This window comes from uncultured Cytophaga sp. (assembly GCF_937863595.1).
Classification (GTDB): Bacteria; Bacteroidota; Bacteroidia; order Cytophagales; family Cytophagaceae; genus Cytophaga.
The window spans coordinates 1-15,301 of sequence record NZ_CALMGQ010000155.1; the positions used below are offsets into that span (position 1 = coordinate 1).

The window sequence follows — 15,301 nt, forward strand, 5'->3', positions numbered from 1 at the left end:
ACGAAACAACTAAGGCTGCGTCACCTGTATTTTTAATCGTGATAGTCGTTGTAGGGGTCGCAGTATTATTAATGATTGCCGTACCTAGATTAAGTGCCGGAGTATTATTCGTTGTATAATTGGTAGCGCCTTGTGAAACAAGCATAACAGGTTTCGGAACAGGTGTGCCTGTAACTGTTACATTTAATTTAAAGATGGACGTTGCATCGTTGCTATTAATCGTAATCGTGCCTGTATTTGCACCAACAATTGTTGGTGTAGCGGTTATCGTAAACGTAGATGAAGCTCCAATAGCAATCGGGCTCGCTGGTGATAATGCACTCAGCACAAAACCGGCACTCGTAGTGATGGATGAAACACTTAACAAAGCAGTACCCGTATTTTTAATTGTAATCGTAGTTGCGGGACTTACAGCAGTATTTATTATTGCAGTTCCTAAATCGACCTCTGGAGTATTATTTGTGATATAATTGGTAGCACCTTGTGAAACAAGCATTGCAGGACCAATAATTGGTGCAACAATTTTTTGAAGTCCAATACCCACAAAAACCAATGGCGCATTCCAATTGATTGCAATTTCATTGGTAGAATAACTGCATTCACTATCTACAAATGAAGCTGCAATGTAGGTTGATGGATATGCCGAAGAACCACAATCTCCGAGAGCAGCCTTATTGGGACCACCCGCAATCCAACCAGGAACGGGTGCAACAATGCCATCTGAGGAAGAGATGCGATCGTGTGGATTCATTACGGGCTTGCTTCCAAGACCTGAAACAAAACAATACGTTGTTGCGTTTCTTCCCAACACGTAATCCAATCCAGATATAGCAGTATTTATATACGTAATATCATTTGTGGCTAAATAAGATGCCATACATATCATACTTTCATTTAATGCGGATGAATTACTTCCCCAAACAAAATCCCCATTTCCAAACGTCCCCATCCCTGTCTTATATGCAGAAGCAGTGGTTTTATGAGTGCGTACTTGATTCGCAATAGCAAACAACTTATTCTTAATCGCAGTTGTATCAGAAAATCCTACTGCAGTTAAGTTCGCTCTATGATGAACTAAAGACATCAAGCCTAAGGTATTTACCTCAGGCCAAGCTGGAATATTGTACGTATTTGCATTTTTAAAACTATTCACATAATAGGCATTGTCTTTTGTAGAAATATATAATTCCGTGGCTGCCCATTCTTTTTCATCTCCTAATGTAGCATCACCGTATTCTCCTGTTGACACCCCGCCTGGGTTTGAGAACGCAACATTGGGATTGGCAATTCCCCATATATAAGCACTCTTAGCCGCAGCCAAACACGCATTTGCATATGTTGGATTGTAAGGTAAAAATGTACGATAGGCAACTGCCATTACGGCTGCAAAATCAAATGTTGCAGCACTTCCTTTACCAATTAAAAAGCGTTGTGCTTGATCGGCACTTGGCATTTCAAATCCATCAAAATTAGCTGTTGTTTTTTTATGATATACCCCACCGTCGTATGGATCTTGCATGGTTAACATCCAATCTAAATTCCATTTAATTTCATTTAAAATATCTGGTGTACCATTTCCACTCTCAGGAATATTTAGTGCAAGCGTATCGTAATACGATTTAAAATGTTCGTAAGAAGATAGTAAGGTAAATGTAGCAATACCTGAATTTACAACATAGCAACCATAATCACCCGCATCGTACCATCCTTTAGGTGATGAAACAACTGTCCCTTCAGGTCTTCCAGGACTAGCAGCGGAAGCGTGAATTTTTACCGCATTGTCTGGGTGACCAGCTGCTCGTGCATAAATACCTGCATATTGTGCCGTAATAGGTGTCGATGCACGTTTTAAATAAAACCCTTTTAATACTGTTTTAGATAACACGTTAAATACATCATCGTCTATTTTAAATGGAGGCGAATATCCAACCCCTGGAACATCCAATACATACGTACCTGGCGTTTTAAAATTAGAAAAGTCTGCAGCACGTACTTGTTCATTCGAAAAACTCCATGTAGCTGTTGCGCCCAATGTACCCGTAAAATATGTTGTTGCTAAATCTAATGACTTCACAAAGAAACTACCTGCTGCAGGATTACCAGCAACGATTGCGATTTTTTCAAGATCTGTATAAAAACCAATTTGATTTAAACGAATTGCATAATTAATCGGTAAGGGACATAAACTACCCCCTCCATCCGTTGCACCACCGGTACCAATTTGTAGGTCATCCATATAAACAGTTCCATTATAACCAGAACCACCTGCATTAAAAAATAAAGTCAGTCCAGTAATTTTTGTGGCATCTACCGTTGAATTAGACGGACTTGACTGACTAAATTTTCCTGTAAAATCAAATGTAAATATAGTGTATGCACCTGAATTTGAAACTGCTTTTGTAACTGGTGCAGAATTGGTAAACTTTCCATTGATATCTACCAAATCGATACGCATGGTAAAGGCATTGGTGGATTTAATTTTAACACTTACAATGGGATTTGTAGATACATTTATGGAAGAAAAATCCAATTCAAAATTATTATATCCGGAACCGGCATTTGTAGCTACAACTTTTAACTCGGAGTTGGTATTCGTTAGTCCATAATTTGAGTTCCCAATCCACTTACATGACAATTTGTTTTGATTGAAATTATCTCCTACACCTGTTTGTGCATGTACAGATATAATCGCAATAAACAAAACAAACAAAATTATTGCTTTAGAAATGAAAGCCTTTAACAAAGAATGAAATACTTTTTTATTCATATGGGTTATTTCAATAGCAGAACTATATTGAATAAATGGAGCAAAGACATTTTTCATATTTCGGATAGAATTAAGAAATGAAATAGGATTGATTTTTTTAAAATACAGTTGAAATGTATCTTAAATTCTAATAATTATATTATACGGATATTAAATATAATTATTCAAATATAATTAAAATTTAACTATAAACGTTTTTTTTAGGATTATACTATTAATATTATTCTACATTTAAACATAATTTATTACATAGTAGTAAATTATGTTTATATGAAAATCCGTTGAAAACCATCCGATTAGTACGGTTGATTGCACATACTAGTAACAATTCCACCTAATACATTCATAGCTTTGCGCATTGTTGCTTCATCTACATTCGAATAATTTAATCGGATGGTTTGGCTATCTGGATTCGTAGCATAAAACGAATCCCCTGGAACAAAAATAATCTGTTGTTCCAAAGCTTTTGCTAACAATTCCCGCGCTGTAATTTCTGCAGGAAGTGTTACCCATGCAAACATCCCTCCTTGTGGAATTGTATATGTAATCGTAGCAGGAAAATAGTATTTCAAGCAACTCATCATCGTATCTCGTTGAAAACGATAATTATCTCGTATCTTCTTTAGATGTGCATCCAATGAATGTGTTGTTAAAAACCGATGTAATATATATTGTGTTAAATTTCCAGAATGTAAGTCGGATGCTTGTTTCATAATTGTTGCTTTCTGAATAACCTCCGGATTAGCAACCATCCAGCCCAAGCGTAAACCAGGCGCTATGCTTTTAGAAAAGGAACCCAACAAAATTGTTTTCTCTGGCATATAAGAATATAAAGGTTCAAGATCTTCGCCATCAAAGAAAATATCTCCGTAGGGATCATCTTCAATAATAAAAGTATTATATCTACTCATAACTTCAACCATTTTCTCTCGAATTTCTTTTGTATAACGTGTACCTGTAGGGTTTTGAAAATTCGGAATACAATAAAATAGCTTCATGGATTGAGCCCACAATTTATTTTCCAAATTATCTATATCAAGACCATCGGCATTTAATTCAACTTCATGAAATTTGGGTTGAAACATAGATAAACATTGCAATGCACCAAGATATGTTGGTCGTTCTAACAATACATGATCACCCGGATTGATAAAGATCTTACCAATTAAGTCTAAGGCTTGTTGAGATCCATTTGTAATCAATATCTGTTCGGGCGGAATTTTTAATCCATAACGCTGTCGATATCTCTGAGAAATAAATTCACGCAAGGGATAGTAGCCCTCTGTTGACGTATATTGTAGCGCTTGCATCCCCTGATGTTGAAACACGTAGGTTGCAGCATCTTCTAATTCTTTTATTGGAAACAGCGATGGATTTGGCAATCCGCCTGCAAAAGAAATAATATCAGGATTGGATGCTACTTTTAAAATTTCACGAATGAATGATTGAGGTACATGTAGTACACGATCTGCGAAAAGAGTTTCGGTTGTTCTGATTGTTGTTTTCATATAGATTAAATTGATTTTAGACAATAAAAAAGGCCTCTCGTAAAACGGGAGGCCTTTAAATAATTTCGTAACATACGATATATTAAACCACCCAGACTCGACAATAGACTGCTGCGACTACCACTAGCACGAGTGTAGAAGAAGATATCGAATTACATGAAATGGTTAATTGTTGCATAAAATACAAATTGGTATAAATAAAAAAAGTCCCACTTTTCAGCGAGACTTTCAATATATGGTTTTGATTAATTACCTATACAGCCCGCTCATTCGCATGTAATGCGACAACAGAAAGGACTGAAGATGTAATTAATTGTGTTTTCATAATTCAAAGGTAGATTATTTTTATCGAAATAAACAAACAAGTATAAATAATTCTTTTTGACTATCTAGAGTTTCTCAATTTTGCCATGCTTGTGTCTTTTTGACCAACCATTTCCAAACAAAAGTATTCCTACTTAATACTGATATTACTCGCTCTCTGGAGTAACTTGATTTGGATATGTTTTTTTCAAATCTCCTCGCTTCACACCATCGATAAAATTCTTCCAAGCAAAAGGATTCAACAATGTTAATGTAGGTGCAAAATATTGATTTTCTACAGATAGTGTTTGTTGTTGTAAATAATATCTAGAATTCATGTTTCCATCTGCACCTAAATTATACATCATACGCTTTAATACTTGATCATTCAAGTTGTGATTCATGTTCTTAAGATCTTGTTCAGGCAATTTTAAGGCAACAAATGCTTCCTTAAACAGTCTTTCCGTAGGCCAAGGTGTAATTTCTACAATCGGCATATACAAGGTATCTTCCATTATCTCAATAATAACAGAGATTTTATCCTCAAAGGTATAGGGTATAACAAAAAACTTTTCTTTATAACCAATCGATTTTATAACAATACTGTCACCTGTAAGAGCAGCCATTGAAAAATATCCAATAGCATTTGACACAGTTCCTCTCCCCTCTTTAGGGACAAAAACATACACACCGGGTGTTCCAAATGCACTATCACCAGATACAATCAAACCAGAAAATTGTATAATTTTTCTTGGAGATTGGGCTTGCGCAGCAATCCCGAACAATAATCCAAGGAAGACAGAAATAATCCCAATAAATAAATATTTTTTCAAAATAAGTTTCTCGATTAGCTTCACAAGTTAAAAAATTAGCACCATCAATACTAGAATACAACACAATTTATAGCAATTTATTGTTCAATTTAGGTATATACCAATGTCCAAATCCGTATATTTGATAGAGCAAATATACATGATTCAATTAAAAACAGTTGATATTCAAAAGGGTTCTGAAATTTTAAAATCCTTAAGCGACGAATCTCGTCTTCGCATACTAAACCTTATTTTAGTAAACGAAGAAATGTGTATTTCAGATTTGGAGTTGATTTTAGATTTTACACAAACAAAAACTTCCAGACATTTAGGTATCTTGAAAAGCATTGGTTTATTAAAGTATCGAAAATTAGATCAATGGGTTTATTATTATATCAATGAAACCTATGTAGATATAATTAAACATATTTTCAAAATATTTGGCAAAGAACCCCTATTGTATAAAGATTTGTTAGAATACAGAACCTTATATGCAAACAATGAGTTAGCTATACGTAAACAACATATTCGAAAAAAAATATATAAAGTACCAGATTTGTAATTCGATACGGGTTAATAAAATTTTTTATAAAAATTAGCAATCGATTCTCCTCCTATTCCATAAAAATAATTGATCCGATGAAATTTAAAAAGCATGTTTTTATTTGTACCAATCAACGACCAGATGGCAAAGAGTGTTGTGGCGAAGGTCGTGGCATGGCATTAGTGGAAGCCTTTAAAAAAGAAATAAAAGACAGAAAGCTCTCAATAGAAATTAGAGCCCAACGGGCAGGTTGTATTGACGTTTGCACGTATGGTCCTGCATTGGTTGTATACCCTGAAGGGATATTTTATGGTAAGGTTGAGTTGTCGGATGTGGCAGAAATAGTAGAAAGCCATTTAGTAAATAATATCGTTGTTGAGCGATTAAAAATACCTGTTTAATATGCAACACTATAAAAGCGTTTTTTTTGACTTAGATCATACCTTATGGGATTTTGACAAGAATTGTGCAGAGACATTACATGAATTATACCATCTGTATGAATTAGAACAATTTGGATTTAGCATCGCAGATTTTCAAACAACGTATCGGTTTATAAACGATACCATGTGGGCTGGATTTCATCGTAACGAAATTACAAAAGAACAACTTCGGACAGAACGTTTCCCCAGAACATTTACAGTACTAGGCATAGAAAATAGTAAGGTACCTATAAAACTTGACACTCATTTTATAGAACTCTGCCCAACCAAACCACATGTACATGTAAATACTTTTGAGATTTTAGAATATTTAAAATCAAAAGACTATGCCTTACATATTATTACCAACGGGTTTTCTGAAACCCAATATGTAAAAATGAAATATTCTGGATTGGAAAAGTTTTTTGAATCGCTGATTCATGCAGACCATACAGGTTTTAAAAAACCAGAACCGGAAATATTTGATTATGCACTTTCAACAACGAATAGTAAAGCAGAAACAAGCATTATGATAGGGGATGATATTTTTGCAGATGTACTCGGCGCAAAAAAAATGGGGATGGGAAATGTGTTTTACAATCCCGATAAAAAAACACATTCAGAAGAGATACAATATGAAATTTCAAATTTGATTGAACTCAAGGAAATTTTATAAATGGCATTAATAAAAACTATTTGAGCACATATTTTAGTCCTACTTTCGAATACTCTTTAATACATCTGAAACATGAATGAAGTACCTATTTATATAAATGAGCCCATATTAAGTTATGCCATTCATACAAAAGAACGCACAGAGATTAAAGCTGCGTTGAAAAACTTAAAATCAAAGGAAATGTTACTTCCGATGATTATTCATGGAAAAGAAGTTTTTACAGATACTCATAAACGCATATCGCCTCCTCACGAACATGCACACATCCTTGGACATTTTTGTGAAGGAAACGGCTCACATGTATCAGAGGCAATTGCAGCAGCGTTGCATGCAAAGAATAGTTGGATGTCTAAGACCTTAGCAGAACGTGCTGCCGTTTTTCTGAAAGCTGCAGATCTGATTGCGACAACATATCGCGCAGAATTAAATGCTGCTACTATGTTGTGCCAATCTAAAAATGTGTATCAAGCAGAGATTGACGCAGCATGTGAACTGATTGATTTTCTACGATTGAATGTATCCTTTGCGAATCAAATAGAAACCATACAACCCCATTCTCCTCAAGGCGTCAGCAATAAAATGATTTATCGCCCGTTGGAAGGATTTATTTTTGCATTGACTCCATTTAACTTTACAGCAATTGCAGGCAACTTACCTTGCGCGCCCGCATTGATGGGCAACACCGTAGTATGGAAACCCGCCTATGCTCAAATCTATTCTGCCCATTTATTAATGAAAATATTAATGGAAGCAGGTTTACCCAATGGTGTTATCAATTTAATCTATACCGATGGACCAATAACAGGCGATATCATATTTCAACACAGACAATTTGCAGGGCTTCACTTTACAGGCAGTACACAGGTCTTTAAAAACTTATCCTGTACGATTTATCAAAACATAGACATCTATCAAAATTTCCCGCGCATTGTTGGTGAAACTGGTGGTAAAGATTTTATACTCGCACATGCCGACTGCAATATACAAGCATTATCTGTAGCAATCGTACGAGGATCCTTTGAATACCAAGGACAAAAATGTTCTGCTGCATCAAGAGCTTTTATCCCAAGAAGTATTTGGAATGAAGTGAAAGAAAAAATCACTTCCATGACAAAGGAAATAAAAATAGGCTCCGTTGAAGATTTTTCAAATTTTGTTAATGCGGTAATTGATGAGAAATCGTTTGATAAAATAGTATCCTACATCGAACATGCTAAATCAGATTCAGAAACTGAAATTATTGCAGGTGGCACATACAATAAATCAGTAGGCTATTTTATAGACCCTACCATTATTGTTACCAGCAACCCAAATTATAAGTCTTTGAAAGAAGAAATCTTTGGCCCCGTTTTAACCATCTATGTATATGACGACAGTGAATGGAAACAGGTATTGCATCTGATAGATAGCTCTACCAATTATGCCTTAACGGGAAGTATTTTTGCAAACAAGTCTAGCATTATTGAAGAAGTAAAAAAAGCTTTGTATTACAGTGCAGGTAATTTCTATATCAATGACAAGCCCACGGGCGCAGTTGTAAACCAGCAGCCCTTTGGTGGTACGCGCTTATCAGGAACGAATGACAAAGCAGGTTCCATTTTAAATTTGTTACGTTGGGTTAGTCCGCTCGTTATCAAAGAAAATCATGCACCACCTGAAGATTTCACCTATGATTTTATGAAATAGTTTGGATGAAAAAAGTCACGAAAAATATTCCTGTATACTCAATAAATACTTTTGCAAAGAAGACCCATGCAGAAACATTGTATCATGTTGAAGTATTTAATAAAGATCGTGACTTTAATGTTTCGTATCCACATCGTCATGATGATTTCTACGAAATTCTGTATATATCCATTGGTAGCGGAACGTATACAATCGATCTGCAAGAGTATAAAATCAAACCCAATACCGTTTTCTTTCTATCGCCCGGTCAAATCCATGAAATCGAATTCTCTGAAGACATACAAGGCTATATATTTTTATTTAGCTCAGGGTTTTATCTTTCAAACAAAACGGATCCGTATAAATTATTTGAATTTCCTTTTTTCTATTCATTGAAGTATAACAATTCTCCACTTTATTTAAGTCAACAAGACAGTATTGTAGAGATTGAAACGTTATTTAAAAAGACCTTAATTGAAGTACAATCCAATGCGCTTGACAGCCAAGAAGCTGTGCATGCCTTGTTAGATTTGCTGCTTATTTATTGCAAACGATTGTATCCACAAACAGAGGGTACACAATTAAAAAAAGGGCATATCTTAATCAAACGGTTTAAACAATTGATTGAAGAAAAATGTACCGAAAATATTGGCGTCAAAGAATATGCAGAGATGCTTCAGGTATCCGCCAATCATTTAAGTGAAACTGTAAAAGAATATACAGGCCGCACCTCTACTGACTTTATAAATGACCGTATGATACTTGAAATAAAGCGTTTATTAACCCATACTGAATTAACTGTTCAAGAGATTGCTTTCCAATTAAACTTTTCGGATCAATCGTACTTTTCAAAATATTTCAAAAAAACATCTGGATTTACACCAAGCGAATTTAGGAGGTAGTGCATTTTATTTTTTGGGATTATTTTTTTGATACATATCAATTAAATCATTTCATCGTTCTCAACCAAGCTACCAAAGCTTCTTTTTGCTCAAGTGTTAATTTAGCTTCTGTATGCACGAGTGTATAGGAAGACAAAGGCATTTCACCCTCATTTACTTCTCCTAGCATTTCATCCAATTTGTGTGCTTTACGTTCTTCTTTGTAGTCTCCCCAAATAGAAAAATTCAAATGCTTGCGTCCATCATTAACATGATCTTTAGCCCACCACGAAATAGGAGCTACATCAAAATACCAAGGATAGCTTGTTTCGTTCGAATGACAATCGTAGCAAGCCGTTTTTAATAAGGAACCAATTTCAACAGGTGGCTTAACGAGGCTTACAAAATCTTTATTGGAATCGATAGGCGGATTTGTTTTATCTACTCGTATCAATTGTATCCCTACCAATAGAATAACCAATCCGATAATAATTTTCTTTTTCATATGCGTTATTTATAACGTATTATTAAAGATGATTAAACGAGTTAAGATGACTCGCTCTTTTTCTAGATTCTACGTGAATGTATTGTATTATTATAGTTAAATTGAATTCACAAGCGAATACTTGCTCCAACTAAGAAAGCTTCATTCAGCAGACCAACAGCAGTTACTTTTATAACAATGGAACTAAACTTTCCAGACCCATTCCTCTTGAACCTTTCAATAAGATGGTAGCGTCTGTAATTGGGTTTGATTGTAAGTAGTCAACAGCATCTGCTTTGTTTTCAAAATAGTGCGCATCGCTACATTCCTTAAATGCAGCTTTCATGTGCTCACCTACCAGTATTTTTTTTGTATCGGTTAATACATTCAATAAAATTCCAATAGTTGCATGTTCGAGTTCACTCTCTGTACCAAGTTCGTACATATCTCCTAAAACAAGTACCTTATTCCCTTTTTGCATGGATGCAAAGTTCTCAATAGCTGCACGCATGGATGTTGGATTTGCATTGTATGAATCTAAAATCAATTCATTTTTATCGGTCTTCATTATTTGAGATCGATTATTTGTAGGATCGTATTCTTCTATCGCTTGATTGGCTGCAATAGATGGCACACCAAAGTATTTTCCAATACATAGGGCTGCTAAAATATTATCAAAATTGTAGTCGCCAATTAATTTAGTTTCAACCAACTCTTCATTTCCTGCAATAAGCGCTACAAACGGATCACTCTTTAAAAACTTCGCATTATAATAATCGCTGTTGCGACCATATAAAATCGGAGATTCAAACGGAGACATCTCCATTAAATCTTCGTTTTTAGAATGTATAAATGCCAAGCCGTTTGTATCAAATAAATATTGATACAACTCCCCTTTTCCAATTTTAACACCTTCGAAACCACCAAATCCTTCAAGGTGTGCTTTGCCAACATTATTGATTAATCCATAATTCGGTTCTACAATAGCACAATAGGAAGCAATTTCGCGTTGATGGTTTGCCCCCATTTCAACAATACCAAACTCGACACTTTCATCCATCGCCAATAAGGTCAGTGGAATGCCAATATGATTGTTCAAATTGCCTTTAGTAGCATAGGTTTTATACTTTTTAGACATGACCGCATTTACCAATTCCTTAGTGGTTGTCTTACCATTGGAACCTGTGATAGCCAGTATCGGCATACCAAGCGTACGACGATGTAAATTGGCTAATTGTTGTAATGCAGTAAGCACATCATCAACAAGAATGTACCGATCGTCTTTAACAACCGCTGCTTCATCCACTACAACAAAGCTTGCACCCAGCTCCAATGCTTTCTCTGCATAGATATTCCCATTAAAATTGGGTCCTTTCAATGCAAAAAACAAATCATCTTTTTTCACTTTACGTGTATCCGTACAAACGGAACGATGTTCTAAAAAGCTTTCGTACAAAAATGCTATGTCCATAAATTGTATTGTATTTTATCAAAAATAACAGATATTACCCAAAGTTTTAACATCTGGATATGATATTTCTACAATTAACTCTAACAAATGATGCTGTTGCTTTTCATTCCTCCAAGTGGATTGAATCTATTTTGGTAAAATACCCCACAGCCGAAGTCATGGAAGCAGATAATAAATCGGAGATTTATTTATTCCAACAGACGCTTAAATGGGTATTACAATCGTCCGAGCCCTTGGTTTTGCATATACACAGCTTAGATTCAGAAGCTTCTACAGGGAATATTCTTCGCGTTTTACAAGATCTATTACAGAAAAAGGTTCCTGTGCTGATTACCATGCAAGGTCAACACATAGGTATTCAAAAATATATTAACGCATTCTCTAGTTATACGGTAGTGGAAACCGAACAAGAAGCGGTGGGCTTGATAGTGATTTAGAGGATAGACTTTCGTTAAAATTCCAAATAACAAAAAACAAATCCCAAACGAAATCGTATTTCACATACACAAGTTGATTAAGGCTTAAGATGGAAGGCTGCACGCATAAGGCTTGCTCAAAGTAGATAGATTTGCGTTAAGATTCCAAATAACAAAAAAACAAATTTAAACGTAATCGAAATTCGTTTTTACTATAAAAAAATCCATTAATTGTAGTCAAAGACTGCGGAATGATACACACCAGTCTGAAGAATGCGCGAGAGGGTATCGAAATTCGGTCTTTCGCTTGGTTAAAATATAGTTAATGTCTAGATAAAATAAAAAATAGGGCATCCGTAAATGTTACGTATGCCCTATTTTTTATTAAAACATTCTATTTTTTCTTTTTCTTGAAAACATACTCGCCTCCCTCATCACCTATATCCCTCAGAGGACTTCCTATAGGAGTTTGCTTGGTTACATTGGAAACATTTACTTTTACATATTGAACAACATCCGAAACGGGAACTTCATCTTTAGAGTTGTTTTCTAAAAATTCAATAAAGCTTGTTGCAAAGGGACTGTTTGCACCATAGGCGCCATCTGCGACGGTCTCTAACCTTCCCGAGGCCAATCCCCATCTAGACTTGTACTTTTCAACATTGTCAGCATAGCCTCTATTTCTACTAGCAAATAGCGAACCCGAAAAACATGCATCTACCACTAAGAATGTATGTTTGGAATTTATATTAGACAAATATTTCAACAAGGTAGTATTTGAAATATACTGGCTTTCGTTAACCGCTTCTACCGGAATCCAATATCCTTCATTTAATACAGGATCAAAATATCCGTGACCTGCATAATAGATTAATAAATTATCTTGTTGAGATATCAATGGTATTAATGACCGGATTTTCTTTTCAATATTTTCTTTCGTTGCCATTGAATCAATCATTAGATACGCATACGCTGTATCAAAATCGTATTGTTCGGTTAACGTTTTATAAATCTCTTTTGCATCCCTAACGGCATTGTTAAGTTGTGGCCAAGCTTGATAATTATTAATACCAATAACTAATAGATAACTTTTACTTGTTAGCGTATCAATATCTTGCCCTTCCGTATCTTTACGAATAATATTTATTTTTTTAATAGCTACATTGTCATTTATATCTATTGCTTCAAACTTTAAATAATTATCGCCAATAGATAACGGAACATACATCACATATTGCCCATTTTCCTTCATCTTAACAACCCGATCATTTATTTTCAATTCGCGAACTCCGCTTTCATCGATAACAGAACCTTCCAATTTTAGTAAGGATGCATATACAACAGTTTTGCCTTCTTCAATTCTGGCAGGGTTAGATATGTATATTTGTGGGGCTAATTTATCAGTTTTATCTTTTAACTTCTGATACGGTATAATATTCAAATTTGAAATATCCCGAAGATGATTCTTCATATACTGATGTGAATTGATAAAAAAATCTTTTCCATTTGGGTCTATGGAAAGTCCATCAATACTTTTGCTAACTTTTTTAAGTTGAAAGGTGGTTGCCTTTTTATTCAAGTCATAAAATACACAAGAACGATCCTTAGATGTTGATGCGATGTATTTATTGTCTGAAGTGAATTTTACAGTAGTTACCCAATCTTTATGAACGGTATAAATAAAAGGTTCAGACCCCTTCGTTTTTACATCATACACATACACATTTGCATCGTCCGATCCACAAACGAGCTTTGTTCCATCGGAAGTAAAATCCAGACAACGTACCCAATTGGTAGGTCCGCTTAGTGTAATGATAGAATGGTTTTCATTTATAGAAATAAGGTAAATCAATTGATCTTTCCCTCCTACTGCAATAACATTATTGCCCTCATCAAACGCCAGCCCTCTTAATGTATTTGATTCAAAAGTTTTCTCCCAAGAAACCCGTTGCGTGATATAATTATATACCACAACTTTATAATTATCCGTAATGTACGTCAATAAAGAATCATTCATTAACTTCAATGTGCGTATGTACTCTTTTTTAATTGTACAATTTGAAAGTTGCCTTTTTTCAATTACATCCCATACACTAATTTGATTGAAAAACGTACCCGAATGCAACATTGCAACTCTTGTTCCAGTCTTATTAAATCCAAATTCTTTTATAGTAAAATCATTTTTCAAGTTAATATTCAAGTATTCATTTAATTTCCATTTATTGTAATCAGAACCTGCAGGATAAAACGTTAACACCTTACCTTGTGCAGCAACATAATATTGACCATCTGGAGAATATTCAACGTATGATTTTTTAGACTTCTTTTTATAAGAAACCTTCGTTAGACTTTGACTAAAAGACTTCGCACTTAGTACAATCAACAAACATAATATTGCGAAATTTTTCATTTTCTTCTTCCAATTAATATTGTTACACCTGTTTTAAGCGAAAATTGTGTTGTATTATCAATACCCATTTTATATTGAGCCAACCGTGCTTCAAATAGTGTGTATTGAATATTTGAATTAATTTTCATATTGAGACCTACCGCAATATTAAATGCAACAGTATTAACATTGCTAATCGCAGTATTAATATTCTCTCTATCTTCAGTAATTATATTTGAATTAGTATCAACGCTCTCAATATCTTTCACAACGTCAATATCTGAAAATTGAACTTTCATTAGATTCAAATCAAATTTAAAAAAAGGTATAAAAGGTAATCCCCGCATTGGGTTTTCAGCAAGATACATAATACCTAAACCCATCGTAGTAATTTTTCTTTCATAATTACTGATATACTCCACATCTTCATATGAATCCGGTCCCGTTTTTAACCTTTCATTGAATTCATGATTTATTGTATTTTTATAGAGACTTGATTTAGTAGACGTTGAGTTATAATTTGCACCTATGAATAATTTCTTAGATACAGGTACATATACAGACACATTTAAATTAAACCCTAAAGAGGTTGTTTGGTATCTGCCACCCCTATCTTTTAAATAATTAGTTACTTGACTTGAATTTGTTAAACCATTTTCATTACTTAAAAACTTACTTGTCATATCTAAGCCAAATGGTAGAACCTGAACAATTACAGGCCTGAGCTGATACTTTTGTGCTTGCGATTGAAAAACCAGTAAAAATATAAAAACTGGTAAAAGTGTTAATTTCATTAGATATTTACTTAAGGTTAAAATTATTTTCTTAAAAATATTTATTATACAATCTTCAAAAATAAAAAAATCAATTATTAAACCATAATAATATAATTGGTTTTGCTATTTAAACAAGACATACTAAAGAATTATACAATTAAATAAATTTATAATCTACTGAAAAATA

Annotated in this window: 13 protein-coding genes; 6 read left to right on the forward strand and 7 right to left on the reverse strand. The window is 34.3% G+C overall.

Features of this window, described 5'->3' with window-relative positions; genetic code table 11:
* From Q0543_RS13465 to Q0543_RS13475, 3 genes are all read right to left on the reverse strand, one after another.
* Positions 1 to 2,767, reverse strand: a 2,767-nt coding sequence (locus Q0543_RS13465; protein ID WP_299254070.1) for a glycoside hydrolase family 9 protein, incomplete at its 3' end; no start/stop codon positions are given.
* A 296-nt stretch (positions 2,768 to 3,063) separates the two neighbouring features.
* Positions 3,064 to 4,275, reverse strand: coding sequence for a PLP-dependent aminotransferase family protein (locus tag Q0543_RS13470; protein ID WP_299254073.1), 1,212 nt, complete (start codon positions 4,273 to 4,275; stop codon positions 3,064 to 3,066).
* A 470-nt stretch (positions 4,276 to 4,745) separates the two neighbouring features.
* Positions 4,746 to 5,435 (reverse strand): carboxypeptidase-like regulatory domain-containing protein, encoded by a 690-nt coding sequence (locus Q0543_RS13475; protein WP_299254076.1) that lies wholly within the window; start codon positions 5,433 to 5,435, stop codon positions 4,746 to 4,748.
* Positions 5,436 to 5,514: 79 nt separating this feature from the next.
* Here Q0543_RS13475 and Q0543_RS13480 point away from each other — a divergent pair, with 79 nt between their 5' ends.
* The 5 genes from Q0543_RS13480 (at position 5,515) to Q0543_RS13500 (ending at position 9,599) form a co-directional block, all read left to right on the forward strand.
* Positions 5,515 to 5,952, forward strand: a complete 438-nt coding sequence (locus Q0543_RS13480) for a metalloregulator ArsR/SmtB family transcription factor (RefSeq protein WP_299254078.1) — start codon at positions 5,515 to 5,517, stop codon at positions 5,950 to 5,952.
* A gap of 77 nt (positions 5,953 to 6,029) precedes the next feature.
* Positions 6,030 to 6,335 (forward strand): (2Fe-2S) ferredoxin domain-containing protein, encoded by a 306-nt coding sequence (locus Q0543_RS13485; RefSeq protein WP_299254080.1) that lies wholly within the window; start codon positions 6,030 to 6,032, stop codon positions 6,333 to 6,335.
* 1 nt (position 6,336) lies between these two features.
* Positions 6,337 to 7,032, forward strand: a complete 696-nt coding sequence (locus tag Q0543_RS13490; protein WP_299254083.1) for a YjjG family noncanonical pyrimidine nucleotidase — start codon at positions 6,337 to 6,339, stop codon at positions 7,030 to 7,032.
* Between the two features lie 72 nt (positions 7,033 to 7,104).
* A complete protein-coding gene (gene pruA / locus Q0543_RS13495; RefSeq protein WP_299254086.1) occupies positions 7,105 to 8,718 on the forward strand; it encodes an L-glutamate gamma-semialdehyde dehydrogenase in 1,614 nt (537 codons plus the stop codon).
* Between the two features lie 5 nt (positions 8,719 to 8,723).
* Positions 8,724 to 9,599 (forward strand): AraC family transcriptional regulator, encoded by an 876-nt coding sequence (locus Q0543_RS13500; RefSeq protein WP_299254088.1) that lies wholly within the window; start codon positions 8,724 to 8,726, stop codon positions 9,597 to 9,599.
* A 46-nt stretch (positions 9,600 to 9,645) separates the two neighbouring features.
* Here Q0543_RS13500 and Q0543_RS13505 read toward each other — a convergent pair whose 3' ends face one another.
* Entirely contained in the window at positions 9,646 to 10,083 is a 438-nt protein-coding gene (locus tag Q0543_RS13505; protein ID WP_299254090.1) for a heme-binding domain-containing protein, read from the reverse strand.
* A gap of 169 nt (positions 10,084 to 10,252) precedes the next feature.
* Positions 10,253 to 11,533, reverse strand: coding sequence for a UDP-N-acetylmuramoyl-tripeptide--D-alanyl-D-alanine ligase (murF, locus tag Q0543_RS13510; RefSeq protein WP_299254092.1), 1,281 nt, complete (start codon positions 11,531 to 11,533; stop codon positions 10,253 to 10,255).
* A 59-nt stretch (positions 11,534 to 11,592) separates the two neighbouring features.
* Between murF and Q0543_RS13515 the strand changes: the two genes are divergently transcribed.
* A complete protein-coding gene (locus Q0543_RS13515; RefSeq protein WP_299254094.1) occupies positions 11,593 to 11,970 on the forward strand; it encodes a hypothetical protein in 378 nt (125 codons plus the stop codon).
* Positions 11,971 to 12,343: 373 nt separating this feature from the next.
* Here the strand turns inward: Q0543_RS13515 and Q0543_RS13520 are convergent, their stop codons facing one another.
* Positions 12,344 to 14,359, reverse strand: a complete 2,016-nt coding sequence (locus Q0543_RS13520) for a caspase family protein (protein WP_299254096.1) — start codon at positions 14,357 to 14,359, stop codon at positions 12,344 to 12,346.
* Entirely contained in the window at positions 14,356 to 15,132 is a 777-nt protein-coding gene (locus tag Q0543_RS13525) for a hypothetical protein (protein WP_299254098.1), read from the reverse strand. The genes Q0543_RS13520 and Q0543_RS13525 overlap by 4 nt, the downstream gene beginning before the upstream one ends.
* Positions 15,133 to 15,301 lie beyond the last annotated feature (169 nt).